20 protein-coding genes are annotated in these 22,201 nt (G+C 35.3%); all 20 read left to right on the forward strand.

The features are described from left to right. Positions 1-133 precede the first annotated feature (133 nt). The 20 genes from COJ46_RS14655 (at position 134) to COJ46_RS14745 (ending at position 22,185) form a co-directional block, all read left to right on the forward strand. Entirely contained in the window at positions 134-685 is a 552-nt protein-coding gene (locus COJ46_RS14655; protein ID WP_098566021.1) for a hypothetical protein, read from the forward strand. 394 nt (positions 686-1,079) lie between these two features. Beyond that, entirely contained in the window at positions 1,080-1,403 is a 324-nt protein-coding gene (locus COJ46_RS14660) for a TraR/DksA family transcriptional regulator (RefSeq protein ID WP_097975574.1), read from the forward strand. Between the two features lie 71 nt (positions 1,404-1,474). Next, entirely contained in the window at positions 1,475-1,933 is a 459-nt protein-coding gene (gene lspA, locus COJ46_RS14665; RefSeq protein WP_069035614.1) for a signal peptidase II, read from the forward strand. Continuing rightward, on the forward strand, positions 1,930-2,838 hold the full coding sequence (locus COJ46_RS14670) for an RluA family pseudouridine synthase (protein WP_097975572.1): 909 nt from the start codon (positions 1,930-1,932) through the stop codon (positions 2,836-2,838). Before lspA ends, COJ46_RS14670 begins: the two co-directional genes overlap by 4 nt. 185 nt (positions 2,839-3,023) lie before the next feature. Further along, entirely contained in the window at positions 3,024-3,566 is a 543-nt protein-coding gene (pyrR, locus tag COJ46_RS14675; RefSeq protein ID WP_097975570.1) for a bifunctional pyr operon transcriptional regulator/uracil phosphoribosyltransferase PyrR, read from the forward strand. A gap of 138 nt (positions 3,567-3,704) precedes the next feature. Continuing rightward, positions 3,705-5,003 (forward strand): solute carrier family 23 protein, encoded by a 1,299-nt coding sequence (locus tag COJ46_RS14680; RefSeq protein WP_141437785.1) that lies wholly within the window; start codon positions 3,705-3,707, stop codon positions 5,001-5,003. 79 nt (positions 5,004-5,082) lie between these two features. After that, on the forward strand, positions 5,083-5,994 hold the full coding sequence (locus COJ46_RS14685; protein ID WP_097975567.1) for an aspartate carbamoyltransferase catalytic subunit: 912 nt from the start codon (positions 5,083-5,085) through the stop codon (positions 5,992-5,994). Continuing rightward, positions 5,978-7,264, forward strand: coding sequence for a dihydroorotase (locus tag COJ46_RS14690; RefSeq protein ID WP_098566022.1), 1,287 nt, complete (start codon positions 5,978-5,980; stop codon positions 7,262-7,264). The genes COJ46_RS14685 and COJ46_RS14690 overlap by 17 nt, the downstream gene beginning before the upstream one ends. Continuing rightward, on the forward strand, positions 7,261-8,361 hold the full coding sequence (locus COJ46_RS14695) for a carbamoyl phosphate synthase small subunit (protein WP_097975563.1): 1,101 nt from the start codon (positions 7,261-7,263) through the stop codon (positions 8,359-8,361). Before COJ46_RS14690 ends, COJ46_RS14695 begins: the two co-directional genes overlap by 4 nt. Further along, entirely contained in the window at positions 8,346-11,558 is a 3,213-nt protein-coding gene (gene carB, locus COJ46_RS14700) for a carbamoyl-phosphate synthase large subunit (protein WP_097975561.1), read from the forward strand. Before COJ46_RS14695 ends, carB begins: the two co-directional genes overlap by 16 nt. Continuing rightward, the gene (locus COJ46_RS14705) at positions 11,555-12,325 is read left to right on the forward strand and encodes a dihydroorotate dehydrogenase electron transfer subunit (protein WP_097975559.1); all 771 of its coding nucleotides are present in this window, start codon (positions 11,555-11,557) and stop codon (positions 12,323-12,325) included. Before carB ends, COJ46_RS14705 begins: the two co-directional genes overlap by 4 nt. Beyond that, positions 12,322-13,263, forward strand: a complete 942-nt coding sequence (locus tag COJ46_RS14710) for a dihydroorotate dehydrogenase (protein ID WP_097975557.1) — start codon at positions 12,322-12,324, stop codon at positions 13,261-13,263. Before COJ46_RS14705 ends, COJ46_RS14710 begins: the two co-directional genes overlap by 4 nt. Then, positions 13,235-13,948, forward strand: coding sequence for an orotidine-5'-phosphate decarboxylase (gene pyrF / locus COJ46_RS14715; protein WP_097975556.1), 714 nt, complete (start codon positions 13,235-13,237; stop codon positions 13,946-13,948). Before COJ46_RS14710 ends, pyrF begins: the two co-directional genes overlap by 29 nt. Continuing rightward, complete coding sequence (gene pyrE / locus COJ46_RS14720) at positions 13,945-14,583, forward strand: orotate phosphoribosyltransferase (RefSeq protein ID WP_088013014.1); 639 nt, start codon at positions 13,945-13,947, stop codon at positions 14,581-14,583. The genes pyrF and pyrE overlap by 4 nt, the downstream gene beginning before the upstream one ends. Before the next feature lie 811 nt (positions 14,584-15,394). Next, the gene (locus COJ46_RS14725; RefSeq protein WP_097975554.1) at positions 15,395-15,940 is read left to right on the forward strand and encodes a DUF1572 family protein; all 546 of its coding nucleotides are present in this window, start codon (positions 15,395-15,397) and stop codon (positions 15,938-15,940) included. Between the two features lie 382 nt (positions 15,941-16,322). Next, on the forward strand, positions 16,323-16,628 hold the full coding sequence (locus tag COJ46_RS25045; protein ID WP_286133519.1) for a hypothetical protein: 306 nt from the start codon (positions 16,323-16,325) through the stop codon (positions 16,626-16,628). Then, positions 16,577-17,047: a YiiX/YebB-like N1pC/P60 family cysteine hydrolase gene (locus COJ46_RS25050; protein WP_286133518.1), complete on the forward strand. Its 471-nt coding sequence runs from the start codon at positions 16,577-16,579 to the stop codon at positions 17,045-17,047. Before COJ46_RS25045 ends, COJ46_RS25050 begins: the two co-directional genes overlap by 52 nt. Before the next feature lie 65 nt (positions 17,048-17,112). After that, positions 17,113-18,204 (forward strand): hypothetical protein, encoded by a 1,092-nt coding sequence (locus COJ46_RS14735; protein ID WP_097975552.1) that lies wholly within the window; start codon positions 17,113-17,115, stop codon positions 18,202-18,204. Between the two features lie 469 nt (positions 18,205-18,673). Next, positions 18,674-20,413: an ABC transporter ATP-binding protein gene (locus tag COJ46_RS14740; RefSeq protein WP_097975550.1), complete on the forward strand. Its 1,740-nt coding sequence runs from the start codon at positions 18,674-18,676 to the stop codon at positions 20,411-20,413. Beyond that, positions 20,410-22,185, forward strand: a complete 1,776-nt coding sequence (locus COJ46_RS14745; protein WP_097975549.1) for an ABC transporter ATP-binding protein — start codon at positions 20,410-20,412, stop codon at positions 22,183-22,185. The genes COJ46_RS14740 and COJ46_RS14745 overlap by 4 nt, the downstream gene beginning before the upstream one ends. The last annotated feature ends 16 nt before the right edge of the window (positions 22,186-22,201 follow it).

Below are 22,201 nucleotides of genomic sequence, written 5' to 3' on the forward strand. Positions count from 1 at the left end.
AAAATAAGCCAGAAAGATTATGTCTTTTCTGAAGTCTATTTGAACAATTGGGCTGGGTTGAGTGCAAGGGTCTTATTCTAACATGCGGGTAATAAACTAAGAAATAGAAGTTCAGAACAAGGGGGGATTTAACATGAAAAAATGGAATCTAGTTATACTTTTTCTTCTCGTATGTAGTCTGTTGATAGCTGGTTGCACGTCGGCAAAGCCGTCAGGAAAGCCGGAAGATGTCAATGTTGATGCAATTGAACAAGTGTTAATCCATCAGTTTTCGGATGATAAAGTGCTCGTCAAACTTGTCGAGTCGGGTGAGAGTGCAACGGTCATCGGAAGCGATGGAAAGGTCACTCAACCGAAAAACCCGACCAAACTTGAAACCTACTACAAAAAATTATACGGTGCTTACTTCACGAAAAATGCGTTCAATGCTTTTGTTAGCGTACATGCGTTTCGGTATGTGATGCTCGCACATGATCATAACTACATAATGAGTGTACACACAATGGATATTAGCGAAGATAACAGTACAAAAGGTGCTTATGATTTCCTGGTGCATATTGAGCTCGAAAAAGACGGCAAAAATAAAAATGCCGACGTCACCGGCCGCGTCAACTTCAACAATGAAGGGAAAATCACGTACATTCGATACGACGATGAGACATTTAATAAATTGTTGATGAAATGAAGAGTGTCCATATGATGTGTGGGCACTTTCATTAAACACAAATCCGATTCACGTATAATATACAAAATTTAGACTTAGTAAATGTCGAGAGTGGTTAATAATATGTATTATTTGATATTAAGCTTTAATGATGGATATAAATTTGGAGTCAACAATTCATACAATCATTTGAAATTTTTGAAAGAAGGAAAACCCACAAAAGGACATGGAGCCTAAGCGGGTTTTCTTTTTCGTTTAAAAAAAGAAACTTTCTTTAAGAGCAATTATTACTATATATCACAATTATGAATGGAAATATCTTTAGCTATTTCCTTTAAAGGAAAAAGTTTCACCTATTATCGACTTCAGTTTGAGGGAAAAGTATTTTTACATAAAAAAATTGGGAGTGAAGAAGATGAGGAGCAATGAAATTTTCTATATTAAACAAGAGCTTGAACTAATTAAAAATGAATTGCTACATCGTTTATTTTCTGAACCAATAAGTTCTACTGATATTGAGCAGCATCATTCGATTTTCGAGGAGACAAATAAACACCATATCCTCGTTGAAGACATGCAAAATGATTTATATGATATTGAGATTGCCTTGCAAAAAATTGACCATGGATTATTTGGTTATTGTGAAGTGACTGGGCAAGCCATTCCAATTGAAAAATTAAAAGTGCTTCCAACAGGTCGAACGTTAGAGGATTTTAGTTTTGTAAGAAATCATTACTAATACTATTCATTGTATAAACCTTTCCCCTATGCTAAAATTTGATGAGATATCTAATAAGGTAGGGGATAAATATGGCATATATTATTGCGGTAATTGTCATTTTAATTGATCAACTGACAAAACTAGCCGTTTTAAAGAAGATGTATTTAGGAGAAAATATTGAGATTATAAAAAATATTTTTTACATAACATCACATCGCAATCAAGGAGCGGCTTGGGGAATGCTCCAAGGAAAAATGGGCTTCTTCTATTTAATTACTTTAGTCTTTGTAGTAGCAGTGATTTACTTTATCCAAAAGCACGCAAAAGGAGATCGTTTCCTTGGTTTATCTTTAGGATTAGTTTTAGGTGGTGCGATTGGTAATTTTATTGATCGATTCTTCCGTAAAGAAGTAGTTGATTTTATTCATGTTTATATTTTTAATTATGATTTCCCTGTATTTAATATCGCAGACTCAGCACTTTGTGTGGGTGTTATTTTATTATTTATTATTACTTTATTGGAAGATAAAAGAGGAGTTAAGAAATGACAGTTTTTGCTTTTACAGTTCAAGAGGATCAACATTTAGAAAGAATCGATACGTTTATTGCAACTCAAAATGATGAATGGTCAAGGTCTCAAGTACAAACATGGTTAAAAGAAGATTTTGTGTTAGTGAACGGTGAAAAAATTAAACGTAATTATAAAGTAAAACAGGGCGATGAAATATCAGTTTCAGTACCTGATCCAAAGCCATTAGAAGTAATAGCTGAAAATATTCCACTGGATGTTTATTATGAGGATGCAGATGTTATTGTTGTAAATAAACCACGTGGAATGGTAGTTCACCCTGCATTAGGTCATGAAACGGGTACTTTAGTGAACGCTTTAATGTATCATTGTAAAGATTTATCTGGCATAAATGGTGTGTTAAGACCTGGTATTGTACATCGAATCGATAAGGATACTTCAGGTTTATTAATGGTTGCAAAAAATGATGTAGCTCATGAGAAGCTTGCAGAGCAATTACGTCAAAAAACCTCTGTGCGTAAGTATATTGCGATTGTACATGGTGTAATTCCTCATGAGGAAGGTACAATCGATGCGCCAATCGGACGAGATAAAAGTGATCGTCAAAGTATGACGGTTACCGAAGAAAATAGTAAAGAAGCCGTGACTCATTTTAGAGTATTAGAGCGATTTGATGAGTTTACTTTAGTTGAATGTCAGCTTGAAACAGGCCGTACTCACCAAATTCGTGTTCATATGAAATACATAGGATACCCGTTAGCTGGTGATCCTAAGTACGGACCACGTAAAACAATAGATATAGATGGTCAAGCTCTACATGCAGCTGTTTTAGGATTTAATCATCCAAGAACAAATGAGTATTTAGAGTTTTCATCACCTATTCCAGAAGTACTAGAAAATATTATTGAACAATTACGCAGATAACTGTTGACAATGATTGTAACATAGGTCATAATGAGGACAGTTGAATGAACCTTTAACACAACCCCGTGAGGTTGAGAAGGAAGCGGAAAATGAAAAGGGATAATTGTATCCTTTTGCGCTACCCTCTTGTCCATCGGGCAAGAGGGTTTTTTGCTTCTACACTATAAAAGTAGGAGGTAAGGTAAATGACTGAAAAAGCAATCATCTTAGACGAACTAGCGATCAGACGTGGTTTAACAAGAATTGCACATGAAATGCTAGAAAATAACAAAGGTATTGAAAATATTGTTTTGGTTGGCATTAAAACCAGAGGTGTTTATCTGGCAAAACGTATTGCAGAAAGAATTAAACAGATTGAAGGTAAAGATGTAATCATGGGCGATTTAGATATTACTCTTTATCGAGATGATTTATCGACAAAGACAGAAAACAAAGAACCATTAGTGAAGGGTTCAAATGTTCCTGTTGACCTAACAAACAAAAAAGTAATTTTAGTTGATGATGTGCTTTACACAGGCAGAACAGTTCGTGCCGCAATGGACGCAGTTATGGACCTAGGTAGACCGGCACAAATACAATTAGCAGTTTTAGTAGATCGAGGACATCGGGAGCTTCCAGTAAGAGCAGACTATGTTGGAAAAAATATTCCAACTTCGAGTAATGAAAAAGTAGTCGTAGCATTAAAGGAAACTGATGACCACGATAAAGTAAGTATATTTGAAAAATAGAAGTCCCTTTTAAATTTGGTCCAGAGAGGCTAACAAAGGGTCTAGTTAGTTGCTGTCTTATTTGAAGCAACGCACTTGGACTCTTTGTGTACAAACACAAAGAGTTTTTTTATTGGGAAAATTGGAGGAAACAACATGATAAAACAAAAACCTGTCCTAGAGATAAATGAAAAACCGAATATAGGTCAATGGATTTTCCTAAGTTTACAACACTTATTCGCAATGTTTGGATCGACAGTGTTAGCTCCGATCTTAATCGGCATAAATCCTTCAATCGCACTAATTTCAAGTGGGATTGGAACAATGGTGTTCATTCTAATTACAAGAGGTAAAGTACCATCTTACCTTGGATCATCATTCGCCTTCATCGCTCCGATGATCTACGCGAAAACAAATTTAGAACCTGGTGCAGCGTTCGTTGGAGTTTTCATCACAGGTATTATTTACGCAGTAATCGCACTAATTATTAACAAAGTAGGCGTGAAATGGTTATTCAGAGTATTACCACCAATCGTAGTTGGACCGGTAATTATCGTAATCGGATTAAGCTTATCAACAGTAGCGGTTGGAATGGCAATGAATGGGGCTAACCATAAATACAGCACAACATCAATCACAATCGCACTCATTACATTAGCAATTACAATCATAACAGCATTATTTACAAGAGGGTTCTTATCAGTCATACCAATCTTAGTAGGAATCATCGGTGGATACATTACTTCAATCTTCTTTGGAGTAGTAAATTTTACGGAAATTAAAAAAGCAGATTGGATAGCAGTTCCTGATTTCTCAGTACCATTTGTTCACTACACACCACATGTCACATTCCAGTTACTAATCATCTTCGTACCTGTAGCAATCGTGACAATATCAGAACATATTGGACACCAAGTTGTACTAGGAAGTGTCGTAGAGAAAGATTTAATTAAAGATCCTGGATTAGATAAGTCATTATTCGGTGATGCAGTTTCAACAATGATAGCAGGCTTAATTGGGGGACCTACAACAACAACATACGGTGAAAACATCGGTGTTCTAGCAATCACTAGAGCTTATAGCGTATACGTATTCATAGGTGCTGCAATCTTGGCTATGTCATTTGGATTCATCGGAAAAATCTCAGCGGTGATTAGCTCAATCCCGACACCTGTAATGGGTGGTATCTCAATCCTACTATTCGGAATCATCGCTTCAAGCGGATTACGAGTTTTAGTAGAAAACAAGACTGATTTTGCTAAACAACGTAACTTAGTTATCGCTTCAGTCATTCTAGTACTAGGAATTGGTGGAGCTGCAATACACATTGGTAAACAATTCGCATTAGAAGGAATGGCTTTATCAGCTTTAATCGGAGTTGTACTAAATTTAGTCCTACCTGAAAATATTGGTGGCGATCGTACAACTGAAAATAAGGACGAGAGCTTAGCTTCATAATTGACAATTAATTGGGGAATTCTTACATTGATAAGACTCCAAAAATAAAACAGATGAAATTCATTTAGGGGGATGACGGATGAATCATTTATTAACCATGTCTGATTTAACAATTGAAGAAATTCAAGATTTGCTAGAACAAGCACAAAGCTTTGCAAATGGAGAAATAAATAGCCTGAAACGTCAGACATTTGTTGCAAATTTGTTTTTTGAAAATAGTACGAGAACACGCTTTAGCTTTGAGGTAGCTCAAAAGAAACTTGGTCTTGAAGTAATAAACCTAGCTGTTGAAAGCTCAAGCATTCAAAAAGGTGAAACTTTATATGATACAGTTAAAACCCTTCAAGCAATTGGCGTTGAAGCAGTCGTAATCCGTCATACACAAGACGAGTATTTTCAAGAAATAAAAGATGCAGGAATGCCAATCCTGAATGCCGGCGATGGATGTGGAAATCACCCAACACAATGCTTACTTGATCTACTAACGATCAAACAAGAATTTGGAAGCTTTGACGGATTAAAAGTAGCAATCGTTGGGGATTTAAGACATTCAAGAGTTGCTCGCTCTAATGCTGAAGCACTAACTAGATTAGGTGCAGAAGTATACTTCGCAAGTCCTGATGAATGGAAAGATGAAAAAAATACTTATGGAACATATAAAAATTTAGATGAATTAGTCGAAGAAGTTGATGTCATGATGCTATTAAGAGTTCAGCATGAAAGACACGACGAAGAGACAAATCACATAATGGAAAATTACTTACAAAAGCATGGCCTAACAGTTGAAAGAGCAGCAAAAATGAAATCTACAAGCATTATCATGCATCCAGCACCATTTAATCGAGATGTTGAAATTGCAAGTGAATTAGTTGAATGCAAGCAATCAAGAATCTTTAAGCAAATGGAAAACGGAGTATTTTTACGAATGGCTGTGTTAAAAAGAGCCTTACCAACAGTATGGGGAGAGATGAAAAATGAAGTACTTGTTTAAAAACGGTGTCATCTTACAAGAAAATGGTGAACTTCTAAATCGAGACGTATTAGTAGTTAATGGAAAAATCTCAGTAATCGCTGAAACGATCGTTGATGAAGATGCAAAACAAATTGAATTAGAGGGCAAATTGCTTTCACCAGGTTTAATAGATGTTCATGTGCATCTTCGTGAGCCGGGCGGTGAACACAAAGAGACAATCGAAACAGGTACGAAGGCAGCGGCAAGAGGAGGATTTACAACAATTGCTGCAATGCCAAATACTCGACCAGTACCAGATACAATCGAGCACATAAGCGCATTAAACAAAAAAATAGAAGAAACAGCAGTCGTAAATGTATTACCATATGCATCAATTACGATCCGACAAGCTGGTGAAGAGCAAACAGACTTTGAAGGCTTAAAAGAAAATGGAGCATTTGCATTCACAGATGATGGTGTAGGAGTTCAATCTGCTGAAATGATGTACAAAGCTATGCAAAAAGCAGCTGAACTAAATGTATCAATCGTTGCACACTGTGAAGAAAACACACTGATTCAAAAAGGTTGTGTCCACGAAGGTAAGTTTTCAAAAGAAAATGGTTTAAATGGAATTCCTTCAATTTGTGAAAGTGTTCAAATTGCTCGAGATGTACTATTAGCTGAAGCTACAGGTTGTCACTATCATGTTTGCCATATCAGTACAAAAGAATCAGTAAGAGTAGTACGCGATGCAAAACGTGCTGGAATTAATGTAACGGCTGAGGTTTCACCACACCATTTAATTCTTTGTGAAGATGATATCCCAGGCTTAGACACAAATTTCAAAATGAATCCTCCATTAAGAAGTGCAGTCGATCGAGAAGCATTAATCGAAGGATTACTTGATGGAACAATCGACATGATTGCAACAGATCATGCACCTCACACAGAAGAGGAAAAAGCTCAGGGAATGCAATTAGCACCGTTTGGAATTGTAGGGTTAGAAACTGCTTTTCCATTATTAAACACTCATTTTGTTGAAACAGGCAAAATGACTTTACAACAAGTAATAAACTTTTTAACAACTAAACCTGCTGAAGTTTTTAACTTAAACAGAGGAAAAATTGAAGTTGGAGCGGTAGCAGACCTAACTGTAATCGACTTAGATTTAGAAGAGGAAATCGATTCAACAACATTCCTTTCAAAAGGTAAAAACACTCCATTTAATGGTTGGAACTGTAAAGGTTGGCCAGTAATGACAATGGTAAATGGCAAATTAGTATATGAAAGAGAGGAACTAACAGTATGATGCGTCAATTAATATTAGAAGACGGAACAGTTTTTGTAGGAGAAGGATTTGGTAGCGAAGTTGAAACAACAGGAGAAATCGTATTTACAACAGGTATGACGGGATATCAAGAGGTATTAACTGACCCATCTTACTGTGGACAAATCGTAACATTCACTTTCCCTTTAGTAGGGAACTATGGTATCAACTTAGAGGATTTTGAAAGCATCGTACCAGCAGTTCATGGTTTAATTGTAAAAGAATATGCTGAGCATCCATCAAATTTCCGAAACAAAATGAGCTTGGATCAATATTGCAAAGATAAAGGTATTCCAGGTTTAGCAGGAATCGATACACGTATGTTAGTGAAAAAGCTTCGTGAAGTTGGAACGATGAAAGGTAAATTCTGCAGCATGGAAGCAAATGTTGATGAAGTAGTTGCAGAACTAACAAATACACCACTATTTACAAACCATGTTGAGCGAGTTTCAACACAAAAACCTTATAGAAGTCCAGGTAGAGGACACAGAGTAGTATTAGTAGATTTCGGTATGAAGCATGGTATCTTAAGAGAATTAACAAACCGTAAATGTGACGTTACAGTTGTACCTTATAACGTCTCAGCAAAAGAAATATTCTTACTAGCTCCAGATGGAATTATGTTAAGTAATGGACCTGGTGATCCAAAGGATGTTCAAGTAGCAATCGAAATGATTAAAGAAGTAGTAGGTAAAGTACCATTATTCGGAATTTGCTTAGGTCACCAATTATTCGCTCTAGCAAATGGAGGAAATACTTCAAAGCTTAAATTCGGACACCGTGGTGCGAACCATCCAGTTAAACATTTAGAAACAGGAAAAGTAGCAATCACTTCGCAAAACCATGGTTATGCAGTAGAAACGGATTCAATCGAAGGAACAGATTTAGAAGTAACACATGTTGCACTAAATGATGGAACTGTAGAAGGACTTAAACATAAGATTTACCCAGCATTCACAGTACAATACCACCCAGAAGCATCACCTGGACCAGAAGATGCAAACTATTTATTTGATGAATTTATTAGCATGATGGAAGCACAGAAACGAGAGGGGAACTTACAATGCCAAAACGCGTAGACATTCAAACAATCTTAGTAATCGGATCAGGACCAATCGTAATCGGTCAAGCAGCAGAATTTGACTATGCTGGAACACAGGCTTGTCAGGCATTGAAAGAAGAAGGATACAAAGTAATTCTAGTAAACTCAAACCCTGCAACAATTATGACGGATGTACAAACAGCAGATAAAGTATACATCGAACCACTAACAGTAGATTTCGTTAGTCGAATCATTCGTAAAGAACGCCCAGATGCACTTTTACCAACATTAGGAGGTCAAACAGGACTTAACCTAGCGGTAGAATTAGATAAATCTGGCGTGTTAAAAGAGTGTGGAGTGAAAATTTTAGGAACGACTCTAGAAGCAATTAATCGTGCAGAAGACCGCGACTTATTCAGAACATTAATGAACGACTTAAGCGAGCCAGTACCAGAAAGTGAAATCATTCATACTTTAGAAGAAGCATATGACTTCGTAGAAAAAATTGGCTACCCAGTTATCGTAAGACCTGCCTTTACTCTTGGAGGAACAGGCGGTGGAATTTGTAATAATGAAGAAGATTTAAAAGAAATCGTAGCTAGCGGATTAAAAAATAGCCCAGTAACACAATGTCTATTAGAGAAAAGTATTGCTGGTTTTAAAGAAATCGAGTATGAAGTAATGCGTGATGCAAATGACCATGCGATTGTAGTATGTAACATGGAAAACATCGATCCGGTTGGTGTTCACACAGGAGATTCAATCGTAATTGCTCCTTCTCAAACATTAAGTGACCGCGAATATCAAATGCTACGAAATGTATCATTAAAAATCATTCGTGCTTTAGGAATTGAAGGTGGATGTAACGTACAGCTTGCACTTGATCCAGATAGCTTCCAATACTATGTAATCGAAGTAAATCCACGTGTATCACGTTCAAGTGCGCTTGCTTCAAAAGCAACAGGCTATCCGATTGCAAAATTAGCAGCAAAAATCGCAGTAGGCTTAACATTGGATGAAATGATTAACCCAGTTACAAAGAAAACATATGCTTGCTTCGAGCCAGCATTAGACTATATCGTATCAAAAATTCCTCGTTGGCCATTTGATAAGTTTGAAACGGCAAACCGTCAGTTAGGAACTCAAATGAAAGCAACTGGAGAAGTAATGGCAATCGGTAGAACACTTGAAGAGTCATTATTAAAAGCAGTACGCTCTCTAGAATTAGGAATAAGTCACATCGAGCTTAATGCAGTAAAAGAACTGACTAAAGAAGAAATGATTACTCGCATGGCAAAAGCTGACGATGAAAGACTTTACATTGTTGCTGAAGCAATGAGAACAGGTATGACGTTAGAAGAAATTCACGATATTACAAAAATTGATTTCTTCTTCCTACACAAAATTGAAAACATCATAAAAATGGAAAAACAAATTAAAGATAACCATTTTGAACTAGATGTACTTTTAAAAGCTAAGAAAATGGGCTTCAGTGATGATTACATCGCATCACAATGGAATGCTACAAATAAAGAAGTATACGAATTTAGAAAACAAAACCAAATCATTCCAGTATATAAAATGGTTGATACATGTGCGGCTGAGTTTGAATCTTCAACTCCATACTTCTACGGAACATACGAAATCGAAAATGAATCAATTGTAACGGATAAGAAGAGTGTAGTAGTTCTTGGCTCTGGTCCAATCCGAATCGGTCAAGGGATCGAGTTTGACTATGCAACAGTACACTGTGTAAGAGCAATTAAAGAAGCTGGATACGAAGCGATCATTATAAACAACAACCCAGAAACAGTTTCAACTGACTTCAGTATCTCAGACAAACTATATTTTGAGCCATTAACAATTGAAGACGTTATGCACATTATCGATTTAGAAAAACCGATGGGAGTAGTAGTTCAATTCGGTGGTCAAACAGCAATTAACCTTGCAGGTAAATTAGTAGAACGTGGTGTAAAAATTCTTGGAACTTCACTTGAGGATTTAGATCGTGCTGAAGACAGAGACAAGTTTGAAGAAGCACTTCAACAATTAGGAGTACCACAACCTCTAGGTAAAACAGCAATGACACCTGAAGAAGCAGCGAATATCGCTGATGAAATTGGTTATCCAGTATTAGTAAGACCATCATATGTACTAGGTGGACGTGCGATGGAGATTGTATACCACCGCGAAGAGATTCTTCACTACATGCAAAATGCAGTTAAAATCAATCCAGAACATCCAGTATTAGTAGACCGTTACTTAACTGGTAAAGAAATTGAAGTAGATGCAATCTCTGACGGAATCGATGTATACATCCCTGGTATTATGGAGCATATCGAACGTGCTGGAGTTCACTCAGGAGATTCAATCGCAGTATACCCTACACAAAATGTATCACAAGCTGCGAAGGAAAAATTAATCGACTATACAATTAAACTTGCAAAAGGCTTAAATATCAAAGGATTACTTAACATCCAGTTTGTTGTAACAGATAAAGATGAAGTATTCGTACTAGAAGTAAACCCAAGATCAAGCCGTACAGTACCATTCTTAAGTAAAATTACAAATGTACCAATGGCGAATATCGCAACAAAAGTTATCTTAGGTCAAACATTAGCTTCATTCGGATATGCAACAGGCTACCATCCAGAAGAAAATGAAGTATATGTAAAAGCACCAGTGTTCTCATTCGCTAAACTACGCTCAGTAGATATAACATTAGGCCCTGAAATGAAATCAACTGGAGAAGTAATGGGTAAAGATGTAAGTCTTCAAAAAGCATTATACAAAGCACTAATTGCTGCGGGAATGCAAATCCCAACACACGGTTCAGTAATCATTACAGTAGCTGATAAAGATAAAGAAGAAGTAGTAAATATCGCAAAACGCTTCCATGAAATTGGATTTACAGTATTCGGTACAGAAGGAACTAAAAATCATTTAGAAAACCACGGTGTACCTGTAAAAGCGGTAAACAAAATTAACGAGCATGAAGACAATATGCTAGATATGATCAAGCGTGGAGATGCACAGTTTGTTATCAATACGTTAACAAAAGGTAAAAAACCAGCTCGTGATGGATTCAGAATTCGTCGTGAATCAGTTGAAAACGGAGTAGTTTGCTTAACTTCACTAGATACAGCAACTGCAATATTATCAGTAATTGAAAGCTTAACATTCTCAACTTCTGCACTACCAAACAAAGAAATGAAGGCTGGCGTATTAGTATGATAAAAAAAGAACTCATGACAATTGTCTCAAATAGAGAAATTGCCCATCAAATTGTCGAAATGACATTAAAAGGTGAACTAGTTCAGGAGATGCACTCTCCTGGGCAGTTCGTCCATATAAAAGTGACTGGTGGACTAACGCCACTATTAAGAAGACCAATCAGTATATGTTCGATCGACAAAGAGAAAAGTGAGTTCACGATGATATTCCGCGCAGAAGGTGAAGGAACGAAGCTTTTAAAAGAAGCAAGCGTTGGACAACAAGTTGATGTATTAGGTCCTCTAGGTCAAGGTTATGATGTTGAAACTCTTTCAGAAGGAGATACAGCACTACTAGTTGGTGGTGGAATTGGCGTACCTCCGATGTATGAACTTTCGAAGCAATTTAAAGCTCGTGGTGTAAATGTAATACATGTGTTAGGATTTGCATCAAGTAATGTAGCTTTTTATGAAAAAGAATTTTCAGAATTAGGACCAACTTTTATGGCAACTGTAGATGGAACTCTAGGTACGAAAGGCTTTGTAACAGATGTAATTCGTGAAAAAGAGCTTCAATTTGATCAATACTTTGCATGTGGTCCAACTGTGATGTTAAAGGCTTTACAACAGCAGTATAAAGGTACGAAGGATGGCTATATATCACTTGAAGAACGAATGGGCTGTGGAATCGGAGCTTGTTTCGCATGTGTATGCCATACTGAAGACGGGTCATATCGTAAAATTTGTAGCGATGGACCAGTATTCCAAGCTGAGGAGGTAGTACTATGATTTCATTACAAACAAAACTTCCTGGCTTAGATTTAAAAAATCCTATTATGCCAGCTTCTGGTTGCTTCGGATTTGGTAGAGAGTTTGCAAATCTTTACGATCTAAGTATTCTTGGAGCTATTATGATAAAAGCAACAACAGTTGAAACACGATACGGAAATGAAACACCTCGTGTAGCTGAAACAGGGGCGGGGATGTTAAATGCGATTGGACTTCAAAATCCTGGTTTAGAAAAAGTAATTAACGGTGAATTAAAATGGTTATCAAATTTTGATGTACCAATCATTGCAAATATTGCTGGATCAACTATTGAAGACTATGTAACTGTCGCAAAAGAAATTTCAAAAGTAAGTAATGTAAAAGCACTAGAATTAAACATTTCTTGTCCAAACGTAAAATGTGGTGGGATTGCATTTGGAACGGATGCTGCAACAGCGGCTGAAGTAACTAAGAAAGTAAAAGAAGTAAGCGAAGTTCCGCTATACGTAAAATTATCTCCGAATGTAACGAATATTGTTGAAATCGCAAAAGCAATTGAACATGCAGGAGCAGATGGTTTAACAATGATCAATACATTACTAGGGATGAGATTAGATTTAAGAACTGGTAAACCAATTCTAGCAAATAAAACTGGTGGATTATCAGGTCCTGCAATAAAACCAGTAGCAATCCGTATGATTCATGATGTGAGCCAAGTAGTAAACATCCCAATCATCGGAATGGGCGGGGTTATGAATGCAGAAGATGCACTAGAGTTTTTCCTAGCAGGAGCAAGTGCAATCGGTGTAGGTACTGCAAACTTCGTTGATCCATTTGTTTGTCCAACAATCATAGATGAACTACCTGAAGTGCTACAAAAATATGGATATGAGTCAATTGAAGAATGTATTGGAAGGAGCTGGAAACAACATGTCATCACAAGTGGTCATCGCGCTTGATTTTTCATCAAAAGATGAAGTAATGAATTTTGTAAAAAAATTTCAAAAGTCTCTATATGTAAAGGTAGGGATGGAGCTATTTTACAAAGAGGGTCCAGCGATCATAAAGGAATTAAAAGAATTAGGACATCAAATCTTCCTAGATTTGAAACTTCATGATATTCCAAATACAGTAAAACATGCAATGAAAAATATCGCATCTCTAGAAGTAGACATGGTTAATGTTCATGCAGCTGGTGGAACGAAAATGATGAAGGCAGCATTAGAAGGGCTAGAAGAAGGCACTCCTGCTGGAAAAAAACGACCATTACTAATTGCAGTAACTCAACTAACAAGCACTTCAGAAGAACAAGTAATCCATGAACAAGGAATATCTTCTTTACAGGATTCGATTAAACTATATGCTGCTATAACAGAAGAAAGCGGTCTTGACGGTGTAGTTTGCTCTCCACTTGATGTAGAGTTAGTTCAAGCAGCAGTTCAAGGTAAGAACTTTCTTACTGTAACACCTGGTATTCGCCTAGCAGATAATAGTGTAGATGATCAAGTACGTGTAACAACTCCAGCGAAAGCTAGACAATTTGGAAGCAGCTATATTGTAGTAGGACGCAGTATTACAAAAAGCGAAAATCCAGTAGAAGCATATGAAGAAGTAATTGCACAATGGGAGGGCGTAACAATATGAAAAAAAATATCGCAGCAAACTTATTAAGCATTGGGGCAGTAAGCCTTCAACCTGAAACACCATTTACATGGGCATCAGGAATCAAATCTCCAATCTATTGTGATAATCGCCTTACTCTTGGCTATCCAGAAATTCGTAAAAACATTGCAAAAGGCTTAGTAGAACTAATCCAAACTAAATTTGGTAACGTAGATGTAATTGCTGGAACAGCAACTGCTGGAATTCCACACGCAGCATGGACAAGTGATTTAATGGAATTACCAATGGTTTATGTACGTAGCTCTGCAAAAGGCCACGGCAAAGGAAACCAAATCGAAGGCCCAATTAAAACTGGACAAAAAGTAGTAGTAGTAGAAGATTTAATCTCAACTGGCGGCAGCGTAATTACATGCGTTGAAGCATTACGCGAAGCGGGCTGCGAAGTACTAGGAGTAGTCTCAATCTTCACATACAATCTACCAGCTGCAGTAGAGAAGTTCGATGCAAACGACGTAACTTACTATTCTCTAACTGACTATGACACACTAGTAGAAGTAGCAAAAGAACAAGGCTCAATCGAAGCAGAACATGTAGCAAAACTAACTGCATGGAGAAAAAATCCACAAGATGCTAGTTGGATGACAGTTGAAGTTTAATACTTAGAGTAGGAAAGATGACTTTTTGGAGTCATCTTTTTTTTGTGGGGTGAGTTTGGGACTCAGATAAATAATTTGGAGTGCAACTAAATCGATTGGGACCGCAATTAGAAAGTGGACTGCAAATAAATCGATCTGGAGTGCAAATAAAAAGTGGACTGCAAATAAATCGTCCGATAGTACAAATAAAATCGTCGAAACTACAATTAAAATAGCCAGAAGTGCAAATAAAAAAAGTGAACTGCAAATAAAAAAGCCAAATGTGCAATTAAAAATATCAATTCTGCAAATAAAATAATCAAAACAGCAATTAAAAAATTCAAAAGTGCAAATAAGTCTTAGAATTACTTTGATTTAAAATAAAGTGAGAGGGAAAATAAGTAAATCCCAACAAAATAATGAGGTAATGACATGAAAAAAAGAGGATCGCAAATAAAATTTGATAATAGCAATTAAAAACTTGAAATCGCAATTAAAATAGAGAACAGCAATTAAAAAATGAAAATGGTAATTAAATTTAAGTAATCACAATTAAAAATAGTAAAATCGCAAATAAACCATAAAAGTCACACTCAACCGACTGCTCCACAATAGAAAATTCAAATAAAATAAGCTTCGAAGCGTTAAATCACCTAAAATGATCAGGATTCACGTGAAAAATCATCAAAATGAAAAACTTTCACCTGAAATCTTACTAATTTAGTGTTCTTTCACACCCTAAACCGAAACAAATTATTTGATAAATTATTAATAAGTTTTTAAACTATTCATAAAATTGATTGAAAGAAACTTTAAAATTGGAGGGTCAAGTATGTCAATCGCAAAACAATTTCTTTCGAATAGTTTAAAGGAATTCAAAGGGATAAAAAATCTTGGTGATCGTTCGATGGATCAGCTGAATAATGAGGAGTTGCACTTACAACCATCTAGTGAATCGAATAGTATTTCCATTATTGTAAAGCATTTAAGTGGTAATATGATTTCTAGATGGACGGATTTTCTTACGACGGATGGTGAAAAACCATGGCGAAATCGTGATGTTGAGTTTGAGGGGATTTACCAATCAAAGGATGAGTTATTAGCTGATTGGAATAAAGGATGGAATGTAGTTTTTAACACACTTGAAAGTCTACAAGAAGAAGATGTATTAAAAACGATTAAAATTCGTGGTGAAGATCATACTGTTTTACAAGCAATACATAGACAAATTAGTCATTACGGAAATCATATTGGGCAAATTGTTTATATAGCTAAGTTAATAAAAAATGATGAATTTAAGAGTTTGAGTATTCCTAAAGGAAAATCTCAAGAATTCTTAGAATACAAACTGAATGAATCAAAAAAATCTACGACTTAGGTTGTAGATTTTTTTTACGTATTAAGAAAGTGTAAATTTGCAGCGTTCAAGCAAGCTCGTCAGTAACCAATTTTAGTAAAAATATAATTGCAACTACGCCCTCTGTCTTCGCCTAAAAGTTCTCAAATTTGCGAGTTTTCTTTAAAAATTTCTAGCTTTATCTTTCACTTTACTCTGTACTATTATGAATTGAAGTATGTTTATCCACATTTCAAGAACTTAAAAAGTGTCACAAAAGAGACTAAAATTAGTAAATATTAGTAAACTTTTCCTTATATAATATTCTTGTATAGAATTGTGATGAATGATTCGACAGTAAAAATAATAAACAACACTTATCACTCTCTATTTCAAATACAGAAAATATTTGTAAAAGGATTAAATGAAAAAATTAATCGGAGTAAGTGTCTTATCTGCAAGTCTAGTCTTAACTGCAACCCCTATTAGCTATGCTAGTACAAACGATTTACCTTATGTAAAAGAAATTTTAATATTACAACCGAATGTTTCAGAAAAAGAATTGTTAAAGGATGTAGAATCCATTTCTAAAAACACTGGTGATACGCAAGAAGCTATATTAAAACAACTTTTTAGTGAGCTTAAACAAGACGAAGCTCAGGGATTGTCAGAAAAAAATTGCAAGCTAGAGGGGGCGGTGGTGGTACTGTTCCTGTTGGTACAGGTGTAAAAGGCCAGATTTACTATACGGCATCAGAAACTGCTTACTTAAATCATGGACATGTAGGAATGTATTATACTGCTGAAAAAGTAGTCGAATCTGTTCCAAAAAAGGGAGTTCGTACATTAAATTACCTAGATAGAAAGGTAGACAAAGGAGATGCACAAGTCAAATCCGTTAACACTTCAACTGCTAATCGAAATGCAGCTGCCGATTGGGCATACAGTCGAGTAGGTAAAGATGATTACTCTTACAATTTTGCAACTAACCGTAAAACAGGTCATACTGGTGATAAAAATTGTGCAAAGTTAGTCTGGTCTGCATATAAGTTAAAATCAGGCTTAGATTTAGATAAAGACAAAGGATCAGGTGTATATCCGAGGGATGTTCGTGATGCAAAAGATACAACGCTAGTCCGTAAAATATAAATTTTATAAGGCGATAAGTTGAACAGTTTGACTTATTGCCTTTTATTATAACCTAGGAGAAAAAAATGAAAAGAAAGTATAAATATATCATACTATTTTTAGCTTGTTTCCTTGTTATTTACAGTTGTTATGTTGTAGTTAATAAAATGAGAGTTTCTCCATTTATTGTAAATGAGGAGACCATTCGTAAAAATAACTTTTTAGATGATAAAGAAGCCGTCTTATATTATTCCTCTACTGCGGACCAAGATATGGATAATAGAGGGATTAGTATCGCGATTTTTATTAATGATGACGGTGTAGCTAGAGGGTATAAAATGAAAGGATTGGAACTTGGTAGTGTTGGGTTAGGAGAAACTGGCCTTTTAATAGAGGATAAAGAAACACTACGTTTAATTGGGAATAAGTATAAAGAAGTTAAAATGAAGTATCAACATACAGGGGAAATAACAGGATATTTAAAAAGTTCAAATCTTTTTTTTACTATCTTTAATTCAGGTTTTGTAAAAAATGGTTATGCTTCAAATGTATTATATGGAAATGAAAATGGATTCGAAAAAGAAAATATCCCCCATTATATTTATACATCGGGTGTAGATAAAAATGACATCCTTATTTTAACAGAAGATAATGAGACTTGTCATTTACGTAAAGTTGATTTCGACGACAACAAACTAAAAATAAAAGATTTAACTCAGCTTAAAAAACGATCTACTTATAACAGCTACGGCCCTAGCTCACAGATTATTAGTGATGAAAATTATCACTACATGGTACTTGAGGAAAGGAAACAAGGGAATTTGAAGGATGAGAAAGTAGTACTAGTTCGAATATATAAGAAAACATTAAAGCAAGATATGATCACACTTGTTTCTTATCAAAATAAAACCATCAATCAATTGACCGCTAAAATTCCATACAGCCCTAATCATTCGATCTATCTTTATGGAAAGCAGCTTTTCTACGCAAACGGATTAGGTGAAGTTTACTCAGTGGACACTACTAGTAATCTAGTGAAAAAGAAATTTACAATTGAAAATCCACGAAAAGGTCCGTATCGCTATGGAGAGCAAACATATTTCAAAAATGATTCAATGTTTGTTGTAAGGTATGATTCAAAAAGAAAGTTAAATATTATATTGAACAATATTCTTTAGAAACTGGCAAAAAGACAAAGGTAGTTCAAATGAAAGGTGTAGAGGAAATTTTGTCGTCAGTAAAAGGGAAATCAGTTCATTCATATGATTTTAAAATATTGAAATAGAATAAGAATGATTTTTTCATAAATCTACATTGCATAAATAATTAAACAAATAAAAATTCTTAAAATCTACGACTCTAGTTGTAGATTTTTTTTATGCCCCTTAAGACTAATAGTGTACGAATGTTCAATCAATTTAATGAAGAAATAGATTAATTGAATGATTAAAATATATTTGAGAACAGAAAAGGAATAACGAAGAACTGAGAATGGAAAGTAGTTCTGGGAGAAACACAACATAAACATTCAAAAATATCTTACCAGATCCATTTAGATATGTATTACTTTAATCCTGGTAAAAATTTTAATAGTGAAAATAGTTCGAAAATATTGTAAAATGTTACAGGTTAGGGGGATGGCAATAGATGAAAATTTTAATCGAAACAGTTAATCATTTTAAACCGTATTGGAAAGTATTTCTCATTGCTTTTGCATGTTCATTAATTGCTGGCGCATTTGCGATTATTCCGCCGATTTTAACTGGGAAATTGGTCGATGAGATTGTTGGGGGCCCTGATTCAAGAATTATCTTTTATTTAATTTTAGGGATTATGCTTTCATTCTTATTTAAGGTCGGTTTTGAATCATTACAAGAATTTATTCAAGTAAAAATTGGTTTAGATGTAATTACAGATATGCAATTACGTGCTTTTACAAAGCTTCAAAAAGCACCGATGACGTTTTTTTCAACTACACCTCGCGGGGATATGTTATATAGGTTAACTCATGATGTAGAGTCTGTTCAAAACTTGAATAATACAGTTATACCTCGTTTTATTCAACAAGTAATTGCGGCAATTGCAGCATTTATAGCGGTGTTTCCTTTATATTGGCCAGCGGCAGTGGTCATGCTTATTGTATTTGCAATTTATTTAGTTCCTTCATTTATGATTGGTAAAAAAGTAAGAAAAATGGGGGCTATAGCTCGTGATATGAGTGCTGATTTATATAATCACACTCAAGAAAGTATCGAATCTGTTCGTCTAGTGCGAACATTTCAAACACAGGATAAAGAAAATAAAAAATTAGAAGATAAGCTGTCTGTTTGGAAAAGATTTGCTATTCGATTGGCTTTAATTGGGAAGGTTAATTGGCGTTTAGGAAATGTGTTTAATAATGGTGCACCAGGGGTCATTATGTTAATTGGTGGATACTCGATCTGGCAGCATGAAATTACAGTTGGTACATTAATTGCTGTTCTAGGTTTTATCCCAACTATGTTTATGCCTGTCCGCTCGTTAGCTGAAAATGCATTAACAATTCAACAAGCAATTCCAGCACTTCAAAGAATTTATGAGTACTTCGACTTACCAGCAGAACAACCTGATGATTTACCGAAATTTGGAGAAGTGAAAGGTGATATAGAAGTTAAAAATATTCGATTTACTTATCCAAATTCAACTGAAGAAGTCCTGAAAGATGTTTCATTCTCAATTAAAGCAGGTCAACATATTGGGATTGTTGGTTCAAGCGGTGGAGGAAAAAGTACTTTAATTCAGTTATTACTCGGATTATACGAGCCTTCTTCTGGATCGATTTCAGTTGATCATAAAGATTTATCTTCTCATGATTATCAATCTTTACGCCAAAATATTGGTGTTGTTTCTCAAGAAACGTTTCTTTTAAATAGTACATTAAAGCAAAATTTACTTTATGCCAAACCTAATGCAACTGATGAAGAACTTGGGCTTGCTGTTGAAGCAGCGGACTTATCTGATTTAGTTGAGTCACTACAGGAAGGTTTTGAAACGATTGTTGGTGAGAGAGGCCTAAAATTATCTGGTGGTCAAAGACAACGAGTAGCTCTTGCAAGAGCAATATTACGTCATCCTCCAGTATTAATTTTCGATGAGGCTACATCATCATTAGATGGAGAAACAGAGGAAAAGGTACAATCTTCACTTGAAAAGTTAATCCCAGGTCGTACAACAATTACAATTGCACATCGACTTGTAACAGTAAAAGATGCGGACTGTATTTTATTATTAGATAAAGGACGTATTGCTGAACAAGGTACACATGAAGAATTATTGTCATTAAAAGGTCAGTACTATCAATTATATATGGCACAATACAGTGAACTAGAAAAGGAGAGTGCTGTATGATGCAGAAAAATACTAAAAAAATAGGCGATGGGAAAAGAGTCATAAACTTTCTCAAACCTCATAAAAAATGGGTATTTGCAGATTCATTTGTCATTGCTTTAAGTCAAGTTTGTGCAGCATTAATACCAACACTAGGAACTGGTTGGTTAATTGATCATATACTCCCAAATCATGACAATGCATTACTATGGGGATTAATGTGGTTGCTTGTAATTGCTGCAATTCTTGATTTAATTTTAATGGTCATTGATGAATATTTTTGTCATCATATTGCTAAATCTGTTACAAACTGGCAAAAACTACGCTTATTTAAGCACTTGCAAATTTTACCTTATTCATATTTTCATCAATCTAAATCTGGTGAATTATTAGCACGAGTTTCTGATGACCCAGATACTCTGCATAACTTTTTAGCATGGGAAGGCTCTACTTTTATGGCTTCTGTACAAGGAGTATTTATATATAGTATTGTCTTACTTTGGATTAATCCTTATTTAATGATTACGAGTGTAGTTTTAGGTGTTTTATTTTACTGGACTTCTAATAAAGTCGGAGCTCGTACTAGAATTGCTTCGGCTAAAGCTAGAAATGAAGCGTCACGTTATTTAGAAAGATTACGAGAATCAGTAACAGGAATCCAACTTTCGAGAATTCTTGGTGCAACGGATTATGAGATTCAAAGTGTTGCCGATATCCGTAAATCATTTATGAAGGAATCAATTATCGAATTAAAAGCAAGAATGCAATCAATTGTCGTAATCGGTAGCTATAATGGATTTGCTTTAGCTGCAGTCTATTTTATAAGTGTTTTACTAATTTCAAATGATCAAATCACAACGGGACAAATGTATACGGCAGGGGGACTTGTGACCATTGCGGCTAATGAAATTCAAAGAATGCTAAGAAACTGGCTATCAGTACGTAGAACTGGTCCAGCATTAGATCGTTCTGAAAAATTGTTAGCTGAAGAAGTTTCGGAATTTGAAGTACAAGAGGGTGAAAAATTAAATTCTGTTAATGGGTTAATTGAATTTAAAGATGTTAAATTTGCCTATCCAACGAAGGAAGAATTTGTGTTAAATGGATTGTCATTTTATGTGAAACCAGGGGAAGCAGTGGCCGTAGTAGGACCAAGTGGTGCTGGAAAATCAACAATTGTAGATTTATTATTAGGTTTCTATCCGTTAAATCAGGGAACAATTGAAATAGATGGTTTACCAATTGAAAAAGCAAATGCAAAGTGGATTAGAGATGCGATCTCGTTTGTTTCGCAAGATGTACAACTAAGAAATGGTAGTTTAGCTGATAATATTCGTATAGGAAATGAATCGGTCACAGATGATGAAATGATCCAGGCTCTAAAAGATAGTGGATTATCAGACTATTTAAATTCATTACCAGAAGGTCTAGAATCATCAATTGGTGAACGAGGGGCACTATTATCTGGTGGTCAAAAACAAAGATTATCATTAGCAAGAGCTTTAGTTAAAAACTCCCCTATTCTAATTTTAGATGAAGCAAGTTCTGCTTTAGATCCGATTACAGAGTTGCAAATAAATGAAGCGATTCAAAGGCGGAAATCAAAACAATCTGTCATCGTAATTTCACATCGATTATCTACCGTATTAACAGCGGACAGAATCGTTGTACTCGAAAATGGGAAAGTAGTCGAAGAAGGTACGCATCATTCTTTATTAGAAAAAGATGGCGTGTATTCAAGATTATTTAAAAGAGAAGCTGAAACTGGTGAAAATGTAATTAGTGTATCGTAAAAAGATTAAAAAGGAG

Origin of the sequence: Bacillus sp. AFS077874, from assembly GCF_002566505.1 — a bacterium.
Lineage (GTDB): Bacteria > Bacillota > Bacilli > Bacillales > Bacillaceae_G > Gottfriedia.

Bases quoted from the DNA above. Each gene is read 5' to 3' on its own strand.
- COJ46_RS14655 (WP_098566021.1), top strand. From the start codon at position 134: ATGAAAAAATGGAATCTAGTTATACTTTTTCTTCTCGTATGTAGTCTG.
- COJ46_RS14660 (WP_097975574.1), top strand. From the start codon at position 1,080: ATGAGGAGCAATGAAATTTTCTATATTAAACAAGAGCTTGAACTAATT.
- lspA (WP_069035614.1), top strand. From the start codon at position 1,475: ATGGCATATATTATTGCGGTAATTGTCATTTTAATTGATCAACTGACA.
- COJ46_RS14670 (WP_097975572.1), top strand. From the start codon at position 1,930: ATGACAGTTTTTGCTTTTACAGTTCAAGAGGATCAACATTTAGAAAGA.
- pyrR (WP_097975570.1), top strand. From the start codon at position 3,024: ATGACTGAAAAAGCAATCATCTTAGACGAACTAGCGATCAGACGTGGT.
- COJ46_RS14685 (WP_097975567.1), top strand. From the start codon at position 5,083: ATGAATCATTTATTAACCATGTCTGATTTAACAATTGAAGAAATTCAA.
- COJ46_RS14690 (WP_098566022.1), top strand. From the start codon at position 5,978: ATGAAGTACTTGTTTAAAAACGGTGTCATCTTACAAGAAAATGGTGAA.
- COJ46_RS14695 (WP_097975563.1), top strand. From the start codon at position 7,261: ATGATGCGTCAATTAATATTAGAAGACGGAACAGTTTTTGTAGGAGAA.
- carB (WP_097975561.1), top strand. From the start codon at position 8,346: ATGCCAAAACGCGTAGACATTCAAACAATCTTAGTAATCGGATCAGGA.
- COJ46_RS14705 (WP_097975559.1), top strand. From the start codon at position 11,555: ATGATAAAAAAAGAACTCATGACAATTGTCTCAAATAGAGAAATTGCC.
- COJ46_RS14710 (WP_097975557.1), top strand. From the start codon at position 12,322: ATGATTTCATTACAAACAAAACTTCCTGGCTTAGATTTAAAAAATCCT.
- pyrF (WP_097975556.1), top strand. From the start codon at position 13,235: ATGTCATCACAAGTGGTCATCGCGCTTGATTTTTCATCAAAAGATGAA.
- pyrE (WP_088013014.1), top strand. From the start codon at position 13,945: ATGAAAAAAAATATCGCAGCAAACTTATTAAGCATTGGGGCAGTAAGC.
- COJ46_RS14725 (WP_097975554.1), top strand. From the start codon at position 15,395: ATGTCAATCGCAAAACAATTTCTTTCGAATAGTTTAAAGGAATTCAAA.
- COJ46_RS25045 (WP_286133519.1), top strand. From the start codon at position 16,323: ATGAAAAAATTAATCGGAGTAAGTGTCTTATCTGCAAGTCTAGTCTTA.
- COJ46_RS14735 (WP_097975552.1), top strand. From the start codon at position 17,113: ATGAAAAGAAAGTATAAATATATCATACTATTTTTAGCTTGTTTCCTT.
- COJ46_RS14740 (WP_097975550.1), top strand. From the start codon at position 18,674: ATGAAAATTTTAATCGAAACAGTTAATCATTTTAAACCGTATTGGAAA.
- COJ46_RS14745 (WP_097975549.1), top strand. From the start codon at position 20,410: ATGATGCAGAAAAATACTAAAAAAATAGGCGATGGGAAAAGAGTCATA.